This window comes from Candidatus Thiodiazotropha sp. AKAK3, from assembly GCF_058244645.1.
Map to the genome: position 1 here is coordinate 122,727 of NZ_JBSYOQ010000062.1, position 18,411 is coordinate 141,137.

Sequence of the window (18,411 nt, forward strand, 5' to 3'; positions counted from 1 at the left end):
AATGGTACCGCTAACCGCTGTTTTGCTGGCCGCAGGAGGTGGAAGCCGGTTTGGATCGAGCAAGTCGCTGCACCCCTTATCCAACGGTGAAGCAATGGCGATTGTATCTGCCCGACACCTGATATCAGCTGTTCCTCGCGGGGTTGCGGTAGTTCGTCCTGAGGATAGAGGTCTGGCAAAGTCGTTAGAGGAGCTGGGCTTTAGAATTATCGAGAACAAGCTTGTTGGTGCAGGTATGGGAGATAGTCTCTCATTGGCTGTCAGGGCCACAATAGATGCTGCGGGTTGGTTGATTGCATTGGCTGATATGCCCTGGATCAAGTCAGAAACGATTGCTGCTTTGGCGGAGCGATTAGATCAAGGGGCATCCATGGTTGCCCCTGGCTATGGTGGTAAGCGGGGGCATCCTGTTGGTTTCTCGGGCGCTTGGGGGGATCAGCTGAGTGAATTAGATGGGGATCGGGGAGGGCGGCAGCTACTCCAGGACTATCCCAAAGAGTTAGAGTTAATGCCAACGGATGATCAGGGTGTTCTGCAAGATGTTGATTACCCATCTGAGTTATCAGTTGCTGAGCAGAATTGTATTTTAGGTTAAAAAGATATCGATTTATCTTGAAATGAGATTGTCACTCTGGCCATCTCTGCTCAGTTGGATACCTGCCATTCTCTGCCGCTATCAACCCCTCCTCTGCGAGTAACCGGTGCTGCTTTTCGTTACCAGGGTAGTCTGCAATCCGTCGCTGGCCAGTGACCAGTCTGTACCAGGGTAAGTTGCTGTCTGCTGGGAGGGTGCGTAACCAGGCAAGTATCTGACGGACATGTACGCCACATAGTTTTGCCATGTCGCCATAGCTGCAGTAGCGGCCTGCCGGGATGGAGGCCAGGTTTGTGTAGAACGCGTGGCGCATCTCTTCATTCGCCATTGGATCGCTCCTGAATGCTATCGCTTTTGCAATCGATCACTTGATCAGAGAAATCCTGTTGATATCAATCGATAGAGGTGCCCTTAATTATATTCGTTCGGTTTTGCCCGTTTATAGACCCAGACATGGGCGGGCGGTAGATTCCAAAGTACACGGTCGATGCGACTACCACTAATCTGTAGTGCATTGGCGAGTTGCTTATGGATGGGGGGCTTTATGGAGTAGGTAAACTGAACCAGTTTTCCATCGGGTTGAAGGCTATTGAAAATCTCACACAGTACCCTTATTCGGGTATGACTTCGCATACTTAACAGGGGTAGACTTGATATTACATTGTCAGCCAGTCCCAGCTCAGATTGCTTCAGGAGCTGTTGCAGGCGGGCTGCGTCACCCTCCAATATTTTTAGTGTGGGAAAGTGGCGGGCCAGTTTTTTAGCTAAAATCTGATCCTTTTCCACCACCACAAGCTTTTCCGGGGTAACGCCCTTATCGAGCAGGGCTGAGGTGACAGCACCGGTTCCAGCGCCCAGCTCTATGGTGAGTCCTTTACTATTATTGACCTGCGAGGCCATAGCACTGGTCAAGCCGCCACTACTGGGTAATACGGCGCCAACTTGTCGCGGATTGCGCAACCAGGCCGATAGGAAATCCGGTTTTAATTTCAATTGCTGCAGCATTGTCTTATTGGTGAAGATGTGGGGTACACCTTTCCTTTGCTGTTGGGAATTCTCTCTGTTCCTTGAAAGTTAATCTCATAAGAGTTGAATTCACATTGCCATGAAGCCGTATAAGAAGCAACACAAATAGTGGAGTTATTGGGAAAGATGGGGACTATACGGGATATAAATCAAAGATTCACAAAATAAGCAGAATTTTTACTTGATCTCATTGTCACTAAGTTTCACAGACAAATTGGTTGGATGGTGAAGTTCTCTAATTTGGAAACAATTTATCCCTGTTTTTCTCATGGTATGTTTTTCAAAGTGATGCAGGAGAATCTGCCAATATATACAGACACCTGAAAAAGAATAAATGCCCATATGGATACCAGTGTCTCTACAGATTCCAGTCGGGAACTGCTTATATCTGAATATCGTCGTGTACGCAGTTATACTGAAACCCTGTGCGCACCGTTGTCCGTCGACGATTATCAGATTCAATCAATTATTCAAACCAGTCCCCCTAAGTGGCATATCGCGCATGTTACCTGGTTCTTTGAAGCCTTTGTCCTGCCCCACTTCAACAGTCACTATCAACCCTTCAACAGCAAATTTGATTTCCTGTTCAATAGTTATTACTACACTCATGGGCAGATGCATCCCAGAGCGAATCGCGGACTACTGTCACGTCCGACAGTAGAAGAGGTCTATCTCTATCGTAAGCATGTGGATGATGCCATGGCTCAGCTGATGACTGAGATAGAAGAGTCCCAGTGGAAAAAATTGGCATTCAGAGTCATCCTTGGCCTTAACCATGAGGAGCAGCATCAGGAACTGCTACTGATGGACATTAAACATAATTTTTCTGTAAATCCCATGTTTCCTGCTTATCGAGACGATCTGACTGTAACTGCTGGTGAAGACAGAGAGATGGTCTGGGTAGATCGTGCCGGGGGGGTACAGCAGGTTGGTAATAGTGGGGATGGTTTTGCCTATGATAACGAGACCCCCAGGCATGATGTGCTCTTGCGAGAGCATCGATTGGCTGACCGCTTTGTCACCAATGGTGAGTACCTGGCCTTTATTGAAGACGGGGGATACAGGAAACCAGAATGGTGGCTCTCCGATGGCTGGGCGCTTCTACAGCGCGAAGGGTGGCAACATCCACTCTATTGGCAACAGAATGGTGGCTGGACGCAGTTCACTCTGGGTGGTTTGCGCATGCTGAGTTCTGATGAGCCGGTTTCTCATTTGAGTTTCTACGAGGCCGATGCCTATGCAAGATGGGCGGGTAAGCGGTTACCCTTTGAAACAGAGTTGGAAAGCATGCTGAGTGAATTGCCTGTCAATGGCCACTTTTCAGATCAGAGCCTGCTTCATCCCCGGCCAGCAGGAGAGAGTGGTCAGTGGTATGGCGATCTGTGGGCCTGGACGGCATCTCCCTATACGGCCTATCCCGGTTTTAAACCCCTTGAAGGATCAATGGGGGAATACAATGGTAAATTCATGTCAAATCAGATGGTGTTGAAAGGCGGTAGTTGTGTCACGCCTGCAGGGCACAGTCGTGCAAGTTACAGAAACTTTTTTTACCCCGATGAGCGTTGGGCCTTTACCGGGCTGCGTCTAGCGGAGGATGTCTGATGGAAAATATCTCATTTCACGATCATAAACCCGCCTCGTCAAGTCTCTACGATGCTGTTGTAAGTGGTCTTTCCAAGGCAGAGAAATCGATACCACCAAAGTTTTTCTATGATAAACGCGGCTCGGAGCTATTTGACCTGATCTGCGAACAGCCGGAGTACTATCTTCCAACAGTTGAGCGACGCATGCTTGAACAGCTTGCCAACGAGATATCAGAGTACACAGGCAGGGGGCGTATATTGATTGAGCCTGGGGCGGGTAGTGCCAGTAAGGTACGACTACTCTTGGATTATCTACAGCCTTCAGCTTTCGTGCCGATGGATATCTCTTTTGATTATCTGAAGTCCAGCGCGATCTCTTTGGCAGAAGAGTTTCCCTGGTTACCAATATGTGCTGCGTGTGTTGATTACACCCACTCTCTGCCTGTACCAGAAGAGGTGCCAAACGGACCAAGATTGTTGTTTTTTCCAGGTTCGAGCCTTGGAAACTTCAATCGCAGAGATGCTGCAGAGTTTTTGCGGTTGGCAAACGCTACCTTGGGTGAAGGTGGCATGTTACTGATTGGTGTTGATACCAAAAAGAGCAAAGGACTTTTAGATGCAGCTTATAACGATGCAGCAGGTTTGACGGCAGCATTCAATCTTAATCTTCTGAATCGAATGCAAGCGGAGTTGAATGCGGAGTTGAATCCGGAAAACTTTCAACATAAAGCATTCTATAACAGCGATGCCGGTCGAATTGAGATGCATCTGATGAGCACTCGTCAACATATCCTGCGTATTGATGATCACCAATTTGAATTTGAGGCCGGCGAATATCTGCACACAGAGAATTCATACAAGTACTCTCCAGAAGAGTTTATCGAAATGGCATCAGACTGTGGCTACGATGAGATTAAATATTGGGTGGATGATGATGACATGTTTGCCATTTACCTGCTTCAAGTAAGGTAGTTATTACTATAATTGTCTTGTTTTTAGTTTAGCTGCAATGGTATGCGTTCGGGTTATTCGATAGGTAAAAAGTTGTTTGCTGGGAAGATAATTTAATTCCTACGGGAATATAACCACTTGCACGATTTTAATTATCAGCTATAAGTTTTTGTAATGTAGCTGTAATAAAATCTTTAAATCGGGAGTGGTTGTTATGCATTGGATTATGGGTCTGTTTTTTGTTTTTATAGCGAGTGCGTCTGCACAAGAGCACCCTGCTTGCCATGACCTGCAATTAAGTGAACCTGCTTATAGCAGCAAAGAGCTGTTATCGATTGCAAGAAGTTGTTCTACTCCTGAGGTTGCAGAGCTATACTTTAACCGGGCGCAACACATAAGACTTCTGAATCAATATATCATCTTCGAAAAGTCACTAATTAATTACGGTAACAGAGAGAGTGAGGCTTATATAGAGTCTTACAAAGTTCATATGGCTCTGGTTGAGGCCTTTTTTAGTAAGGATCTGCTAAGCGGGAATGGTGGAGTCGTGCTGGCTGAACTCAATAGAATATATGAGCAGAGTAGTGAGATAGCTGAATTGAGGTTCAAAGGCTACGATCTGATCGCTGACCGTCTTCAACAGAAGTATCAATTATAATTCACTTTATCTGCTGCAGTTGGATCGAATGGTGGGAATATTAATAGATGCAACTGACCCGATTGCGGCCTGACTCTTTCGAATGGTAGAGTGCTTCATCTGCACGCTTCAGCAGGCTGTCAGCACCGTCGTTCCGCCGATACTGGGAGACGCCAAAGCTACAGGTTACACTACCAATTGTTTCTAAAGTTGTGGTCTCAATGGTCCGGCGCAATCGTTCGGCAATAATCGACGCAGCATGGGCATTTGTCTGCTTGCAGATAATAATAAACTCCTCACCGCCCCAACGGCCGATATAATCGTTACCCCGTGCAGAATGCATAAGTAACTCTGCAACCTTGCGTATGACTTGATCGCCCACTAAGTGGCCATGGCTATCGTTGTAGCTCTTAAATAGATCGATATCGAGCAGTATCAGGGAGAGCGAGGTTGTCGGCTGAGCGATTACCTCGACTAAGGCTTCGCGCATAATTTCATCAATTTTTCGTCGGTTATAGAGCTGACTCAGCATGTCGATTTCTGAAAGGGTGGCAAGCTCGCGGTTTTTTGTTGCCAGTTGTTTTTGTGTTTTGCGCAGTTGATTCAATGTGTTGCTCATCTCATGATTGCGCACCTCTAATAGTTGCTCGCTGAGTGCCCTGGCTGCGATAACCCTGAAGATATAGGCAGTGTAAACTGATAATGCAATAAATGATGATAGAAAGAGCAGTCGTAGAATAATGTTGAGACTGCTGACACGATCGCTGGTGAACTCTTCAGTGATAGTTCCCAGTTCGATGGTGTTATTGTTGATCGCCAACCAGACAATGAGCAGATAAGAGAGTGTGCTTAATGCTCCTGCAGTGAATGTAAGGCGGGGCGAAAAGCGTAAAGTGGAGAGTCCTATCCAGAGATAATAGAGCAGAAAAGCTTCTGTCTTGAAAGAGCGGAAGCTGCCGAAACTGTAGATCACTATCGATAGCAGTATGATGTCGATTGAGATGGAACTGTATTTGATCCATCTGGGTGGATTTGCCGTTCTCAGCGTATTGAAAACCAGTAACCCGTAGATGCAGCTGATCAGTGCGGACGAGATGATGGCGTTGAATGAATAGGATGGTATCTCATCCTTAATGGTGAAGGCGACCCCCAGGTAGAGCAGAGTCAGCAGTAACCTGATGTAATTGGCATACCGTTCATTTTTTTTCTCTTCCTGCAGAAGCAGTGCTTTCCATTCGCCTTTCGATACCGCAGATATGGTTTCGGTCGCCACGTAACACTCCATGTTCAAGGTATATATCAAACTCTTGTTGTCTTATTCCTGTAAAGCCAGCTGTCATTGAAATAGGGTAGGATTGCAGGTCCTATAGATAGATTAGCGGTATTGGCGTAGATACCACCATTCAAAAAACCGTTTCATCCAATGAAAAATGCGCATACTTGGCATTACGATATTTCGCTTCATTGTGCGGGCAACCAACATACCACTGGTTTGACTGTCCACGATGCACACAAGCTCCACTTTAAAAGTCTCTTCAGCAGGTTTTCCCTGCCAATCGGAGATCAGGTTTTTAACTGCAGCTTCTGCTTGCAGGTCAGCCATATGAGCCTGTTTCGGCATCCAGTCCGGGCCGGGAAAGCTGCCTGAATCACCAGCCACATAAACACGTTCCATCCCTTCCACCCGGCACTGTGCATCTGCACGGATCAATCCACCTGGGGAGCGGGGAAGGTCTGTATTGTCGAACCATTGATTGCCCGTCATGCCTGGCATAAACAGAATCAGATCGGTATCGAATACACCGCCTTGGGTCTCCACGCTGGTGGCTGTGAACTTGACCATCTTATGTCCCAGATGGGTTTCGATGTCGCGCTTTTTCATCTCTCTGACCAGGCCGGTAACCGCCTTTGGGCCGAGCCGTTGGCCTGGGTTTTCTGCCGGGGTAAAGAAGATCAATTTAAAATTATCGCGTCTTTTTTCCAGTCGTAGTTGCCTGTCGATACCAAACAGGAACTCAAACATTGGGCCACCACGCATTGCACTTGGCTCTTTTGGATTGCCTGAAAAACCGATTGCTATAATGCCGCCGTCCATCTCTCTTAAACGGTGGCGAATTTTTAAGGTTGCATCGATACCTTCACAGGGTGTGATTGCGTGTTCTATACCGGGCAGTTTCTTGATAAACCGTCCACCGGAGGCGATGATCAGTCCATCATTTTCAATACTGCCCTCGCTGGTTTCCAGGCTGCGCCCATCGCTACTAAGTCCGGTTGCCAGGCCCTGTACATGTTTGACATTCATCCGCTTGAAGAAGGGACCCAAGGGGATGATCAGATCACTGGCTTCGCGGATTCCGGAAGGAATCCATATGGAGCCTGGGAGGTAGTGGAATTCTGCTTTGGGGCTGACAACTGTAATCTCTGCTGAGCTGTTTTTTGCACGTAAGGTTTTGATCGCAGTCAGAGCAGCGAAACCACTGCCAACAATTGTCACTCTCTGCATCTCCATACTCCCAATCTGTAAATGTCTGGTAAATAAACGGCCTACGAACTGGATGAATTCATTATCCAATGATAAAAAATTTATTGTTCCAGATAGAGGCGTTTAGATACCTTGAAAAGATAATCATTCTTAGGGCCTATTCGATTAGTGTTAACAGGCCCTGGTTTAATTTTATTATTAAATAACCACACTAAGTGCTCACTGTTGCTGCGTCAATAGATTCTCATCTCAAGGTGTCTATTACAAATAGAGTTTGAGGTTATTTTAGAGTGACTGCTGGACTTTTGGATGATTATCCTAATTGAAGCAGGGGTTATCAACGGGTTCATGGCTATCTGTAAAAAATAATTCAGATTACTTCTGGGGTTTGTGGTTTTTGTATGGAGACTCATTTTTTGTGAGCTGATATACACCGGCTATTTACACCCCTCCACGAGCTGTAGGGTGGGGCCATGCCCCACCAAAATGGGGATAGAAGCTCAATATTTTTTAATAATTATTAACCCGGCAAGCAAATGCAATTGTTAACCTGCTTATGGTGGGGCATGGCCCCACCCTACCTGGATAGCGAAACTTGTTTTTCGATATCATCTTGAAATTGGTGAAATATATTGATCTTCCTCCCTGAGGTATAGCTACCAATCCGCGCTAGCCAAATAGATTAATCATAAGCCGATCAGTTCGGCGTGCAGGCCTTGATACTGGGTTATGGTCAGTAGGTCTTTGCTGTTGACCCTCTCTGGATTGTATTCAAGTACAAAGAGATGGGGGCGCTTTTTATCCACATGTACAGAGACCACACCTTCCCGGTTGCGAAACGCATCTTCCAGATTCGCCAAGCCTTTGGTGTCCAGGGTTTCATCAACATGCAGAGTGACATCTGCGAGATCGATATTCATGGTTTCTCTCCTGCTTGGTGTGACGATTCACTAGGCTCTGAGTGTTACCGAACTTACCATGCGGTCCGCTAGGCACAAAAATATTATTGTAACGGTTCTGTTAGCGACAAATTGGCAGGCTACCCATCAAACAGTGAACCTTAGAGTCAGGTTTACTCACTCCTCATTATGAGAATAGCCTGAATACAGGAAAAAACAGCAGGGACGCTTAATTATGCGTTGTGGCTCTTGCAAAGGGCCTGCCATTCCCTGCGAGCCACGCCTTGATCTGACGTATTGGGGCGGCTCTGAATGGTACAGAATCTATGACGAGGTACAGTAGCGTAACTCCCGCTGATAACAGTAAAAAAGAGTGAGGCAGAGAGAAACCAAAGCGTTCTGCGATGCAACCTGAATCAGGACTCAATTGATGGGTATGGTTTTTGGCGGTGTGCCGCCAGGGACATAAGGGTGGTAGTGCTTGATTTCCCGTCCGATGTTTCGTTGAACCACAACACCGACAATCTTGTATTCACCCGCTTTCAACTCAATATCCGGATAGCCCTGGTTGAGGGCAACCAGCCGTTTATCCGATTCACTTTTCGAAATGTATTGGCGGAACCATCTTTCACCTTGGGCTTCAGCAACCACATAGGCGCCGGTGGCACAGATTTCCGAGGGTTCGATGACTATGATGCATTTTTCCGGAAATTCCGGTTGCATGCTGTCATCCAGTACCTGTAGGGGGTAGAGTTCGTTATAACTGCAATCATTACTCATGAGCTATCACACTATTTACTTCACGGTTTATTCAACTTGGCAGCACAATATATCCTGTTCAGTGGTTCAGTGCACAGCTTCATAATAACCATGCCTGATATATGGAATAGTCTATTTCACTAGATGCTGCGCGCATATCAGACTGAATTTCGATACCATGCTCGTTTTGATTCACCGCAGACCACTATGGCCCACCATATCTCATCCCAAAGTTCTGTCCATACCGATAGGCGGGATCTTCACAATCTGAAAAGCATGCTGCCATTTCTTTGGGAGTATCGGGGGCGTGCTATGTTTGCCCTGGGCTGTCTGGTATTGGCCAAACTGGCTAATGTCGGTATACCTCTGCTGCTCAAGGAGATTGTGGATGGCTTGGAAACTGGTGAGCAAACGATACTGATACTGCCCCTTTTCCTGCTGCTGGCTTATGGCGCCTTGAGGCTTGCCAGCTCCCTTTTCAATGAGTTGCGGGATGCTGTTTTTGCTCGGGTGCGGTATCGGGCAATGCGTAATCTTTCCAATCGTGTCCTGACCCATCTGCATGAACTGTCGCTACGATTCCACCTGGAGCGTAAGACGGGGGCGATCAGCCGCGATCTTGAGCGGGGTACCCGCTCGGTCAGCACTATTCTGAACTACATGGTTTTCAGTATCTTACCGATGGTGGTGGGGTTTTCCCTGGTGGCAGCAGTACTGCTTACTCAATATGACATTGCCTTTAGCCTGGTAACCTTTGGCACTGTGATTATCTATGTCGGCTTTACCCTTGCGATCACAGAGTGGCGCATGGAGTATCGCCATATCATGAATCGTCTCGATTCCGAGGCCAATAGCCAGGCCTTCGACAGCTTGATCAATTACGAAACTGTTAAGTATTTCGGCAACGAAAAGCTGGAGCTTCACCGCTTCGATGAGACGCTCTCAAACTGGGAGGAGAATGCGGTAAAAAGTCAGACCTCCATGTCTCTGCTGAATTTCGGGCAAGGGGGCATCATTGCAGTCGGTGTTACCTTTATTATGATCTTTGCTGCCAAAGGGGTTGTTGATGGCACTATGACCATCGGTGACCTGGTGCTGGTCAATGCCTTCATGCTGCAGCTCTTTATCCCCCTTAATTTTCTTGGCATCGTCTATCGTCAGATCAAATACTCCCTTGCCGATATGGATCTGATCTTTAAGCTTTTAGAACAAGAGCCAGAGATCACCGATGCTGAGGATGCAACCAGCTTAGTTCTGCAGGGTGGGGAAGTACGTTTTGAGCAGGTCGATTTTTCCTATCAGTCAGAGCGACAGATCCTGCGCAAAGTGGACTTTACCCTGAAGGCCGGAGAGAAACTGGCGGTGGTAGGGCATAGCGGGGCGGGAAAATCGACCCTGTCGCGACTCCTGTTTAGATTCTATGACGTCACCCAAGGCGCCATCTTAATCGATGGCCAGGATATCCGTCAGGTTACACGCGAGAGCCTGCGGTCAGCAATCGGCATAGTTCCTCAGGACACTGTACTGTTCAATGAGAGCATTCTCTATAATCTTGCCTACGGTCGACCTAATGCAACCCAAGAGGAGATTGAAGAGGCTGCACGCATCGCTCAAATCTCAGAATTTATTCAGCAATTACCCGATGGTTATCAGACGATAGTCGGGGAGCGCGGGTTGAAGCTTTCCGGAGGCGAAAAACAGCGTGTCGCAATAGCAAGAGCGATGTTGAAACGACCACAGATTCTAATCTTTGATGAGGCTACCTCCTCACTCGATACCAAGACAGAACAGGCGATACAGGAGACACTGGGAGAGGTGGCTAGAAACCACACCACCCTGGTGATTGCCCACCGTCTCTCCACTGTGGTCGATGCAGATCGTATTCTGGTGATGGATCAGGGTGCCATTATCGAACAGGGTACCCACCAGCAGCTGTTGCAGCGTCAGGGGCACTACCAACAGATGTGGTTGTTGCAGCAAAAACAGCAACAGGCCAGTCTGCAGGAATCAACGACAGCAGAGGTCAGACCTTGATGCCTGATTCTCTACCGATAGGGATTTGTCGATGAAAGTCTATCTGGTAGGTGGTGCAGTGCGGGATCAGCTATTGGGTCTCCCCTTTAGCGAACGGGACTGGGTGGTTGTAGGTGCTACCCCGGAAGAGATGCTTGCGAAAGGATATACTCGAGCTGATAAGGATTTTCCCGTATTCCTCCATCCAGAGAGTGGTGAAGAGTACGCACTGGCAAGAGTCGAAGTAAAAACTGCTCCCGGTTATAAAGGATTTGAGCTTTCATACGGAGCTGAGATTACCCTCGAGCAGGATCTGCTTCGTCGTGATCTTACGATCAACGCTTTAGCGATGGACGATTCGGGCAATGTTATTGATCTCTGCGAGGGACAGCGTGATCTGGATGAGGGGCTGCTGCGTCATATTACCCCGGCTTTCAGTGAAGACCCACTGAGGCTGCTGCGTATTGCCCGTTTTGCAGCGAAACTGGGAGAGTGGGGATTTCGGGTTGCCCACGCAACCCATGGATTGATGAAAAAGATGGCCACTGAGTCAGAGTTACAGACGCTCTCTGCAGAGCGAGTCTGGCGGGAGATGAGCCGGTCGATGAGCGAATCACAACCCTGGCGTTTTTTCGAAGTACTGCATCGTTGCGGGGCTTTGCAGGGATTGCTACCGGAAGTGGCACAGGAGATGGATAGGGATTCCGCCGGACATGGCTCTGCAGAGGTATCTCAACTGGTGTCAGGACTCAAGCGTGTTGTATCCATAAGCGATGAGTCTGCGGTCCGCAGTTCTGTGGCGCTGTTTCATAGCGCACAAAAGCAGTCTGATGCCAAGAGCTGGATAGGGTTGCGACGTATCGATAAGCAGACAGCACAAACCTTAGGTGATCTCTTGTATTTCAGTTCGCGACTCGATCTTATTGAGGGTACGGATAACCTGTTTGATCTGGTTATGGTGCTCAAACCTCGACAACAGCCTGAGCGATATCAGCGATTTCTGTTAAGCGCAGAGGCTCTCTGGCCCGCCATAATGGAGAATTTGAATGCCCGACTGGATCATGCAGTGCAGGTTGTGTTGGAGCCTGTGCCTGAGGAGATCAGTCAGTCGGGATTGAGGGGGCAGGCGTTGGGTGATGCGATTCGTGCCTGGCGACTGGCCTATCTGCAACAGAAGTTAAACGGGTTGGATAACTGACCGGATTTTCAGGTTCGTGATAGAGTCAGGATATGCAAGCGGAACAGAAAACAACTTCTAATGAATCTCTCTCTACGCCAGGGATGACTCAGGGCCCCCTGCACAGGTGGCTGACCTGGCTGGAGAGTATCATTGATCGCAAGCACTGGCCGAGTCTGCGAATCTTGTTTACCGGTAATCTGCTGTTGCCGATCCTTTTTCTGGGTCTGAGTCTGTTGGTCAGTTTAAGCTCGATTCTGATGCTGATTGGTGAATCAGGTGGCCGATCTTCTCTACAGGTTGTGTTGCTGCTTGGGATTTCGCTGGCGCTCTTCTCCATGGTGCTGGTGATGATTCGTCTGCGCAGCCAACTGCTGCGACCGCTGTCATCGCTGGAGCAGACGGTGAATCAGGTCTGTCAGGGTGAGCCTGTCTCCAGTAAAAAGACCTTCGAGCCGAGTGGTGTATTGAGCGGTATGGCTCGTGATATAGACAGTCTGAGCGAAGAGTTGACCGATATCTATGAAGATATGGAGGTCAGGGTGGCACGTCAGACTCTGCGTCTGGCGCAGAAGACAACATCCCTGCAGGTACTCTACGATGTGGCGGCCGGTATCAATCAATCGGAAAACCTGGATGAACTGCTGCTACAGTACATGGAGGTTTTTAAACGCATGGTTAACGCCCGCTCAGCTACGGTTCATCTTGTTCTGCCGGACGATAAGGTACGTCAGGTTGGATGTATCGATCTGGAAGGCAAGCTCTATAACGGTCAGGAATTGTTACCTATAAAGCTATGTCAGTGCGGTATCGCCCTCTCTCCGGGGGATATCCTCTGTAGCCAGAATCCCCGGCTTTGCACCCATCGTAATGGAAGACGGATGTTCAGCGTAGATGAGGTGGAGCGGGTTTCAGTACCGATGTGGTATCACGGCGATGTGCTGGGTTTCTACCACCTCTATGTGGACAAGCCTGGTATCTATGATGGACGTGAAGATGTGCTGGATATACTGAATACTATCGGCAGTCATCTGGGTATGGCCGTTGCCAAACAGAGATCAGACTCCGAAGCCCGGCGTCTATCGATTGTTGAAGAGCGAACATCACTGGCACATGAGCTGCACGATTCCCTCGCTCAGACCCTGGCGAGTTTGCGTTTTCAGGTACGTATGCTGGAGGAGACACTGCAAAATGAGCCAGTGTCTGAGATGGCTGAGCAGGAGGCGAAGCGTATCCATAATGGCCTGGATGAGGCCCATGATGAATTGCGGGAACTGATCAATAGTTTTCGAGCCCCTATGGATCAGCGTGGTCTGGTTCCCGCATTGAGCAAGCTGGTAGAGCGTTTTGACCAGGAGACAGGTATCTCGGCTTTCTTTCAGCCGGACTGCCATATTACCGATCTGGATACCTCACAAGAGATGCAGGCATTGCGGATTGTCCAGGAATCTTTGGCCAATATCCGTAAACATGCGAATGCCCATACAGTCAGAGTCCTGCTACGTTGTCGCGGGCCGGGACAATATCTTATCCTGGTTGAAGACGATGGCGTCGGCTTTGAAGGGGCGGCTCCGCAAGGTAACCCAGGCGAACATATCGGTCTGTCGATTATGGAGGAGCGTGCCCGACGTGTGGGTGGCGAGCTGTCGATAGAGAGTGAGCCTGGAGAAGGGACCCGGGTTGAGCTGGTGATTCGCACTACCAATAATCCGGCAACCATATAGATTGTGGCTGAAACTAATCTATTTGGTCGCCGGGTCAATAAACCGAAGCGAGTCTACAAAGGTGACTTAAACATGCGGGTACTGGTGATAGATGATCATGCTCTGTTTCGTATCGGCCTTCAGGAACTCCTGGAGCGCCGTGGAATCGATGTGATAGCAATAGGTGATTGCCTGAAAGGTATTGAAACTGTGGCTCATGAGCGACCTGATGTAGTACTGCTGGATATGCGTATGCCCGACATGACCGGCACTGAAGTGTTGTGTGTTCTGCGTAAGCACTATCCGGAAATGCCAATCAGCATGCTGACAACCAGCAGAGAGGAGGCAGATGTTATCGACGCGCTGCAGAATGGTGCCCAGGGGTATCTGCTTAAAGACATGGAACCCGATGAACTGATTGATGCCCTGCAGCAGATAACCAAGGGGCAGACGGTAGTCGCCAAAGAGCTGACCGGAATTCTTGCCAAAGCAGTGCAGGGGGAGCAGCCCAGCAGTAGTACCCTGGCCTCTTCACTCGATGAACTGACACCCCGTGAGCGGGAAATTTTGTGCCACCTGGCAGATGGTCAGAGCAATAAAGTTATTGCGCGTAACCTGGGGATCTCTGATGGCACTGTAAAGCTCCATGTAAAAGCTATCCTGCGTAAACTTGAGGTTCACTCTAGAGTCGAAGCGGCAGTGATCGCTGTGGAACAGAACCTATGTTCCAGAGGTTAGGGCCTGTTAACACTAATCGAATCGGCCCTGTTGCCCCTGAAAAAGCGCCAAACAAGGCGCGAGGAGAGAGGTTTTGATCACTCCAAATGAACGACGAGCAACGCCGAGTGGCGTTTTTTCAGGGGTAACCCGAAGGGCTGAGGCTATTTTTCCGCCCAGCGGCGTTATCATTCGCTTATGTAGAATGACAACACCTCACTCATTCTGCCTTGCTGGACGAAAAAATAGTCTCAGCAGGGCCGATTCGATTAGTGTTAACAGGCCCTAGGTTGAGTAGATGAAAAATTTTTTAAACCTGATAAGCGATTGTCTAGGGGATGTTGAAGAGATCATGCCCTGGATTCTTGAAGAGCGATTGCAGGAAAATCCTGAGCTGCTTGTTGTGGATGTAAGGGAACCCTATGAATATGCGGCGATGCATATCGAGAACTCGATACATGCACCGAGGGGGATTCTCGAATCTGCTTGTGAATGGGACTATGAAGAGACTATTCCTGAGCTGGTAAAAGCTCGGCAGAAGGAGGTGGTCGTGGTTTGTCGCTCGGGTTATCGAAGTGTGCTGGCAGCCTTTTCCATGAAGATGCTGGGTTATGAAAACGTGGTCTCCCTGAAAACCGGCCTGCGCGGCTGGAATGACTTCGAACAGCCGATGGTGGACAAGGATGGTCAACCGGTCGATATTGATGACGCTGACGACTATTTTACGCCGAAACTAAGAGAAGATCAGCTCACTCCCAAATAGTCTGCCGGGTAACGTGTGGCTCTGCTGCACCCCATCGCAGATTCTCGGTGCAGCAGTGACCAGCCAGACTAAAAATCCACCGGTGAGGTGGCTCCCTGCTTTGAATGGGGAGGTGCCTCAAACCAGGAGAGTTTCTCCTGCAACTCAACCACATGGCCGACAATGATCAGGGTTGGTGGTTTAGGTCGTTCCTGTTCAACGATCTGCAGAATATTATCCAGGGTGCCGGTGAAGACACGTTGCAGATGCGTGGTGCCTTGTTGAATCAGGGCAATCGGCATATCACCGGCTACCCCATGGCTTTGCAGTTCCCGACAGATAACCGGTAGTCCTACCAGGCCCATATAGAAAACCAGTGTCTGACTCGGTTGAGCCAACATATCCCAATTAAGGTTCATGCTGCCATCTTTGAGATGACCGGTCACGAAGGTGACCGATTGGGCATAATCTCTATGGGTCAGGGGAATGCCTGAGTAGGAGGCGCAACCGGAGGCAGCGGTAATACCAGGTACAACCTGAAAAGGCACCCCTTCTGCCGCCAGGGTATCGATCTCTTCACCACCGCGGCCGAAGATAAAGGGATCACCCCCTTTCAGACGCAACACCCGCTTGCCCTGCTTGGCGAGTTCTGCCAGCAGCTTGTTGATCTCCTCCTGTCGCATGGCATGCTTGTCACGCTCCTTGCCGACATAGACATGTTCAGCATCATGGCGCGTCATCTCAAGAATTGGTTTTGCCACCAGGCGGTCATAGACCACAACATCGGCCTGCTGCATCAGCCTCAGGGCACGAAAGGTCAGCAGGTCAGGATCCCCCGGACCTGCACCGACCAGATAGACCTCTCCCATATCCTGATCCAGTTTGGGATTTGACAGCAGCCGTTCCATCAACTGGTCGGCCTCATCATCATCTCCGGAAAAGACTCTCTCGGCGACCCCACCCTCGAGTACCCGATCCCAGAATAGACGCCTATCTTCAGGCTGACTGAAATGGTCTTTAACCCGTTGGCGAAAACGATTGCACAGATTGGCCAGTCGACCATATCCAGCAGGAATCAGGGACTCAAGCCGGGAACGAATCAATCGTGCCAATACCGGGGAGGCGCCACCGGTGGAGACAGCAGCCACTACCGGAGAACGGTCGATAATTGATGGCACGATAAAGCTGCACAGAGAGGGCTGGTCAACCACATTCACCGGAATACGTCGTTGATTGGCTAGATTGGCAATCTGCTGGTTCAAGGTCGGGTCATTGGTGGCAGCGATGATCAGATGTTGCTCACTAATATCCTCATCATGGAAAGCTCTTTGCACATGATTTAGACGTCCCATATCACGCCACCCCGTCAGGTTTTGCGTCAATTCTGGGCTTATGAGTACTACATCAGCACCGGATTTGAGCAGCAATGCAGTTTTTCTTTCAGCAACTGCACCGCCTCCTATGACGAGGCATGTTTTGTTTTTGATGTCGAGGAATATTGGGAAAAAGTCCATAAAAGACAACCGGATAGTAAATTATTAGACTAAAGTACTAGTGTGATACACCACACTAGCATGAGTTAATCACTTTGCAAAAGCCAGGTTATTTCGTGTTAAACAAACTTGCAATATTTAAACACATTAATATACTAATTAACCCTGTTTTTTGAGATATTAAGGCTGCTCGAACGTGATGATAAAGGAAATAGACGCTTCTGATCTTGAGGTCCGCATCGCCGAAGGCGGTGATTTTCTGCTTTTGGATATACGGAGTGCAGGTGAATTAGCCCAGGGCGTACTACCTGACGCGGAGCATATCCCAATGCATCTTATTCCGGTGCGTATCGCGGAGTTGCCCAAAGACAAAGATGTCATTCTCTACTGCCATAGTGGTGCGCGCTCCTACCATGCCTGCGCCTACCTGGCACAACAGGGGTTTACCAACGCAATCAATCTGCGTGGAGGAATACTGGGCTGGGCAAGGTCGGGATATCGTCTCGAAGCCAAGCTGGCAAGCTAGATGCTGCGGTTCAGGAATGATTTTACACAGACAGGTCTGAAATGATTGAGGCTTGTCTGAATATAGGTTTTTTAGAGCTGACTGATGCTTGCGTTTATAGATCGCTTGGCATATAAATGTCCGTCTAATTTTTCCATAAAAACTAAATACACATACAATTTAACAAATGCTGGAGGTCATACCATGGCAGATTTTGATCAAGAACTGGACGCAAGCGGACTCAACTGTCCTCTGCCGATTCTGCGTGCGAAAAAAACCCTGAATGGTATGGAATCTGGACAAGTCCTGCACATTATTGCAACAGATCCTGGTTCAGTTAAGGATTTCGAGGCTTTTGCCAATCAGACCGGTAACGAACTGATGGAATCCAAGGAAGTCGGCGGCAAGTTTGAATTCCTCATCAAAAAGGCCTGATTAGCTATCAGCGACCCAAACCCGATAGGGACTTTTTTGGAGACAAAGCGATGTCAGACGAAAAGAAGTTAGCGATTATTGCAACAAAAGGCTCTCTTGATTGGGCTTATCCGCCCTTTATATTGGCCTCAACCGCTGCAGCACTGGGTTACGAAACTGAGATCTTCTTCACCTTCTACGGATTACAGCTGTTGAAGAAGGATCTGGATCTTGAGGTTACCCCACTTGGTAATCCCGGTATGCCCATGCCTATGGGTATGGATAAGTGGTTTCCTGTGGTTGGACTGACGCTGCCAGGCATGCAGGGCATGATGACCAGCATGATGAAGAAAAAGATGGCCTCCAAAGGTGTGGCCGATCTTGCTGAACTGCGGGAACTTTGCCAGGAAGCCGAGGTGAAACTGATCGCCTGTCAAATGACAGTGGATCTGTTCGAAATGAATACTTCCGAATTCATTGATGGTATCGAATATGCCGGTGCCGCAAGATTCTTTGAATTCGCGGGTACAAGTGATATCTGCCTTTACATCTAACCCTTAGTAATTGCAGTCACGGCGCCGCCCCACAAGGGCGGCGTTTTTTTTGGACTATAGAAAAAGATCATCCGCAGATTTGATTGAGAAGGGTGCGGCCCTGCCGCCGCACCCTGTCAGAAGTCAGATGGATAGAAACAACTCAATAGCGGCTGTTACTC

19 protein-coding genes are annotated in these 18,411 nt (G+C 48.7%); 12 read left to right on the top strand and 7 right to left on the bottom strand.

The window, feature by feature from the left end; translation table 11 throughout:
• Position 1: 1 nt before the first annotated feature.
• Positions 2-595 (top strand): nucleotidyltransferase family protein, encoded by a 594-nt coding sequence (locus AC4IE7_RS16075; RefSeq protein ID WP_490777877.1) that lies wholly within the window; start codon positions 2-4, stop codon positions 593-595.
• A 31-nt stretch (positions 596-626) separates the two neighbouring features.
• Here the strand turns inward: AC4IE7_RS16075 and AC4IE7_RS16080 are convergent, their stop codons facing one another.
• Positions 627-923 carry an MGMT family protein gene (locus AC4IE7_RS16080; RefSeq protein ID WP_490777878.1) on the bottom strand — a complete coding sequence of 99 codons (297 nt, stop codon included), beginning with the start codon at positions 921-923 and terminating at the stop codon, positions 627-629.
• An 83-nt stretch (positions 924-1,006) separates the two neighbouring features.
• On the bottom strand, positions 1,007-1,600 hold the full coding sequence (locus AC4IE7_RS16085) for a class I SAM-dependent methyltransferase (RefSeq protein WP_490777879.1): 594 nt from the start codon (positions 1,598-1,600) through the stop codon (positions 1,007-1,009).
• Positions 1,601-1,963: 363 nt separating this feature from the next.
• On the opposite strand from AC4IE7_RS16085, the gene egtB reads away from it, so the two are divergent.
• From egtB to AC4IE7_RS16100, 3 genes are all read left to right on the top strand, one after another.
• Positions 1,964-3,223, top strand: a complete 1,260-nt coding sequence (gene egtB, locus AC4IE7_RS16090; protein WP_490777880.1) for an ergothioneine biosynthesis protein EgtB — start codon at positions 1,964-1,966, stop codon at positions 3,221-3,223.
• Positions 3,223-4,176, top strand: a complete 954-nt coding sequence (egtD, locus tag AC4IE7_RS16095) for an L-histidine N(alpha)-methyltransferase (RefSeq protein WP_490777881.1) — start codon at positions 3,223-3,225, stop codon at positions 4,174-4,176. Before egtB ends, egtD begins: the two co-directional genes overlap by 1 nt.
• A 193-nt stretch (positions 4,177-4,369) precedes the next feature.
• Positions 4,370-4,813 (top strand): hypothetical protein, encoded by a 444-nt coding sequence (locus tag AC4IE7_RS16100; RefSeq protein ID WP_490777882.1) that lies wholly within the window; start codon positions 4,370-4,372, stop codon positions 4,811-4,813.
• 40 nt (positions 4,814-4,853) lie between these two features.
• Here the strand turns inward: AC4IE7_RS16100 and AC4IE7_RS16105 are convergent, their stop codons facing one another.
• The 4 genes from AC4IE7_RS16105 to AC4IE7_RS16120 form a co-directional block, all read right to left on the bottom strand.
• The gene (locus AC4IE7_RS16105; RefSeq protein WP_490777883.1) at positions 4,854-6,065 is read right to left on the bottom strand and encodes a GGDEF domain-containing protein; all 1,212 of its coding nucleotides are present in this window, start codon (positions 6,063-6,065) and stop codon (positions 4,854-4,856) included.
• A 102-nt stretch (positions 6,066-6,167) separates the two neighbouring features.
• Complete coding sequence (locus AC4IE7_RS16110; RefSeq protein ID WP_490777884.1) at positions 6,168-7,295, bottom strand: NAD(P)/FAD-dependent oxidoreductase; 1,128 nt, start codon at positions 7,293-7,295, stop codon at positions 6,168-6,170.
• 665 nt (positions 7,296-7,960) lie between these two features.
• Positions 7,961-8,194 carry an ATP-binding protein gene (locus AC4IE7_RS16115; protein WP_490777885.1) on the bottom strand — a complete coding sequence of 78 codons (234 nt, stop codon included), beginning with the start codon at positions 8,192-8,194 and terminating at the stop codon, positions 7,961-7,963.
• Positions 8,195-8,596: 402 nt separating this feature from the next.
• Positions 8,597-8,953, bottom strand: a complete 357-nt coding sequence (locus AC4IE7_RS16120; RefSeq protein WP_490777886.1) for a S24 family peptidase — start codon at positions 8,951-8,953, stop codon at positions 8,597-8,599.
• Between the two features lie 186 nt (positions 8,954-9,139).
• Between AC4IE7_RS16120 and AC4IE7_RS16125 the strand changes: the two genes are divergently transcribed.
• From AC4IE7_RS16125 to AC4IE7_RS16145, 5 genes are all read left to right on the top strand, one after another.
• Positions 9,140-10,966: an ABCB family ABC transporter ATP-binding protein/permease gene (locus AC4IE7_RS16125; protein ID WP_490777887.1), complete on the top strand. Its 1,827-nt coding sequence runs from the start codon at positions 9,140-9,142 to the stop codon at positions 10,964-10,966.
• A 31-nt stretch (positions 10,967-10,997) separates the two neighbouring features.
• Positions 10,998-12,143: a tRNA nucleotidyltransferase/poly(A) polymerase-related protein gene (locus AC4IE7_RS16130; RefSeq protein WP_490777888.1), complete on the top strand. Its 1,146-nt coding sequence runs from the start codon at positions 10,998-11,000 to the stop codon at positions 12,141-12,143.
• 32 nt (positions 12,144-12,175) lie between these two features.
• Positions 12,176-13,846 carry a histidine kinase gene (locus AC4IE7_RS16135; protein WP_490777889.1) on the top strand — a complete coding sequence of 557 codons (1,671 nt, stop codon included), beginning with the start codon at positions 12,176-12,178 and terminating at the stop codon, positions 13,844-13,846.
• 72 nt (positions 13,847-13,918) lie between these two features.
• On the top strand, positions 13,919-14,563 hold the full coding sequence (locus tag AC4IE7_RS16140) for a response regulator (RefSeq protein ID WP_490777931.1): 645 nt from the start codon (positions 13,919-13,921) through the stop codon (positions 14,561-14,563).
• Between the two features lie 277 nt (positions 14,564-14,840).
• Positions 14,841-15,305, top strand: a complete 465-nt coding sequence (locus tag AC4IE7_RS16145; protein WP_490777890.1) for a rhodanese-like domain-containing protein — start codon at positions 14,841-14,843, stop codon at positions 15,303-15,305.
• A 68-nt stretch (positions 15,306-15,373) separates the two neighbouring features.
• Here the strand turns inward: AC4IE7_RS16145 and cysG are convergent, their stop codons facing one another.
• A complete protein-coding gene (cysG, locus tag AC4IE7_RS16150; protein ID WP_490777891.1) occupies positions 15,374-16,798 on the bottom strand; it encodes a siroheme synthase CysG in 1,425 nt (474 codons plus the stop codon).
• A gap of 178 nt (positions 16,799-16,976) precedes the next feature.
• Between cysG and AC4IE7_RS16155 the strand changes: the two genes are divergently transcribed.
• The 3 genes from AC4IE7_RS16155 (at position 16,977) to dsrE2 (ending at position 18,250) form a co-directional block, all read left to right on the top strand.
• A complete protein-coding gene (locus AC4IE7_RS16155; protein WP_490777932.1) occupies positions 16,977-17,303 on the top strand; it encodes a rhodanese-like domain-containing protein in 327 nt (108 codons plus the stop codon).
• A 183-nt stretch (positions 17,304-17,486) separates the two neighbouring features.
• The gene (locus AC4IE7_RS16160) at positions 17,487-17,717 is read left to right on the top strand and encodes a sulfurtransferase TusA family protein (RefSeq protein ID WP_490777892.1); all 231 of its coding nucleotides are present in this window, start codon (positions 17,487-17,489) and stop codon (positions 17,715-17,717) included.
• 50 nt (positions 17,718-17,767) lie between these two features.
• The gene (gene dsrE2, locus AC4IE7_RS16165; RefSeq protein WP_490777893.1) at positions 17,768-18,250 is read left to right on the top strand and encodes a sulfur carrier protein DsrE2; all 483 of its coding nucleotides are present in this window, start codon (positions 17,768-17,770) and stop codon (positions 18,248-18,250) included.
• Positions 18,251-18,411: the final 161 nt, after the last annotated feature.

Excerpts from the sequence above, each read along its gene's own strand:
- AC4IE7_RS16075 (WP_490777877.1), top strand. The coding sequence starts at position 2 with ATGGTACCGCTAACCGCTGTTTTGCTGGCCGCAGGAGGTGGAAGCCGG.
- AC4IE7_RS16080 (WP_490777878.1), bottom strand. The coding sequence starts at position 923 with ATGGCGAATGAAGAGATGCGCCACGCGTTCTACACAAACCTGGCCTCC.
- AC4IE7_RS16085 (WP_490777879.1), bottom strand. The coding sequence starts at position 1,600 with ATGCTGCAGCAATTGAAATTAAAACCGGATTTCCTATCGGCCTGGTTG.
- egtB (WP_490777880.1), top strand. The coding sequence starts at position 1,964 with ATGGATACCAGTGTCTCTACAGATTCCAGTCGGGAACTGCTTATATCT.
- egtD (WP_490777881.1), top strand. The coding sequence starts at position 3,223 with ATGGAAAATATCTCATTTCACGATCATAAACCCGCCTCGTCAAGTCTC.
- AC4IE7_RS16100 (WP_490777882.1), top strand. The coding sequence starts at position 4,370 with ATGCATTGGATTATGGGTCTGTTTTTTGTTTTTATAGCGAGTGCGTCT.
- AC4IE7_RS16110 (WP_490777884.1), bottom strand. The coding sequence starts at position 7,295 with ATGCAGAGAGTGACAATTGTTGGCAGTGGTTTCGCTGCTCTGACTGCG.
- AC4IE7_RS16115 (WP_490777885.1), bottom strand. The coding sequence starts at position 8,194 with ATGAATATCGATCTCGCAGATGTCACTCTGCATGTTGATGAAACCCTG.
- AC4IE7_RS16120 (WP_490777886.1), bottom strand. The coding sequence starts at position 8,953 with ATGAGTAATGATTGCAGTTATAACGAACTCTACCCCCTACAGGTACTG.
- AC4IE7_RS16125 (WP_490777887.1), top strand. The coding sequence starts at position 9,140 with ATGGCCCACCATATCTCATCCCAAAGTTCTGTCCATACCGATAGGCGG.
- AC4IE7_RS16130 (WP_490777888.1), top strand. The coding sequence starts at position 10,998 with ATGAAAGTCTATCTGGTAGGTGGTGCAGTGCGGGATCAGCTATTGGGT.
- AC4IE7_RS16135 (WP_490777889.1), top strand. The coding sequence starts at position 12,176 with ATGCAAGCGGAACAGAAAACAACTTCTAATGAATCTCTCTCTACGCCA.
- AC4IE7_RS16140 (WP_490777931.1), top strand. The coding sequence starts at position 13,919 with ATGCGGGTACTGGTGATAGATGATCATGCTCTGTTTCGTATCGGCCTT.
- AC4IE7_RS16145 (WP_490777890.1), top strand. The coding sequence starts at position 14,841 with ATGAAAAATTTTTTAAACCTGATAAGCGATTGTCTAGGGGATGTTGAA.
- cysG (WP_490777891.1), bottom strand. The coding sequence starts at position 16,798 with ATGGACTTTTTCCCAATATTCCTCGACATCAAAAACAAAACATGCCTC.
- AC4IE7_RS16155 (WP_490777932.1), top strand. The coding sequence starts at position 16,977 with ATGATAAAGGAAATAGACGCTTCTGATCTTGAGGTCCGCATCGCCGAA.
- AC4IE7_RS16160 (WP_490777892.1), top strand. The coding sequence starts at position 17,487 with ATGGCAGATTTTGATCAAGAACTGGACGCAAGCGGACTCAACTGTCCT.
- dsrE2 (WP_490777893.1), top strand. The coding sequence starts at position 17,768 with ATGTCAGACGAAAAGAAGTTAGCGATTATTGCAACAAAAGGCTCTCTT.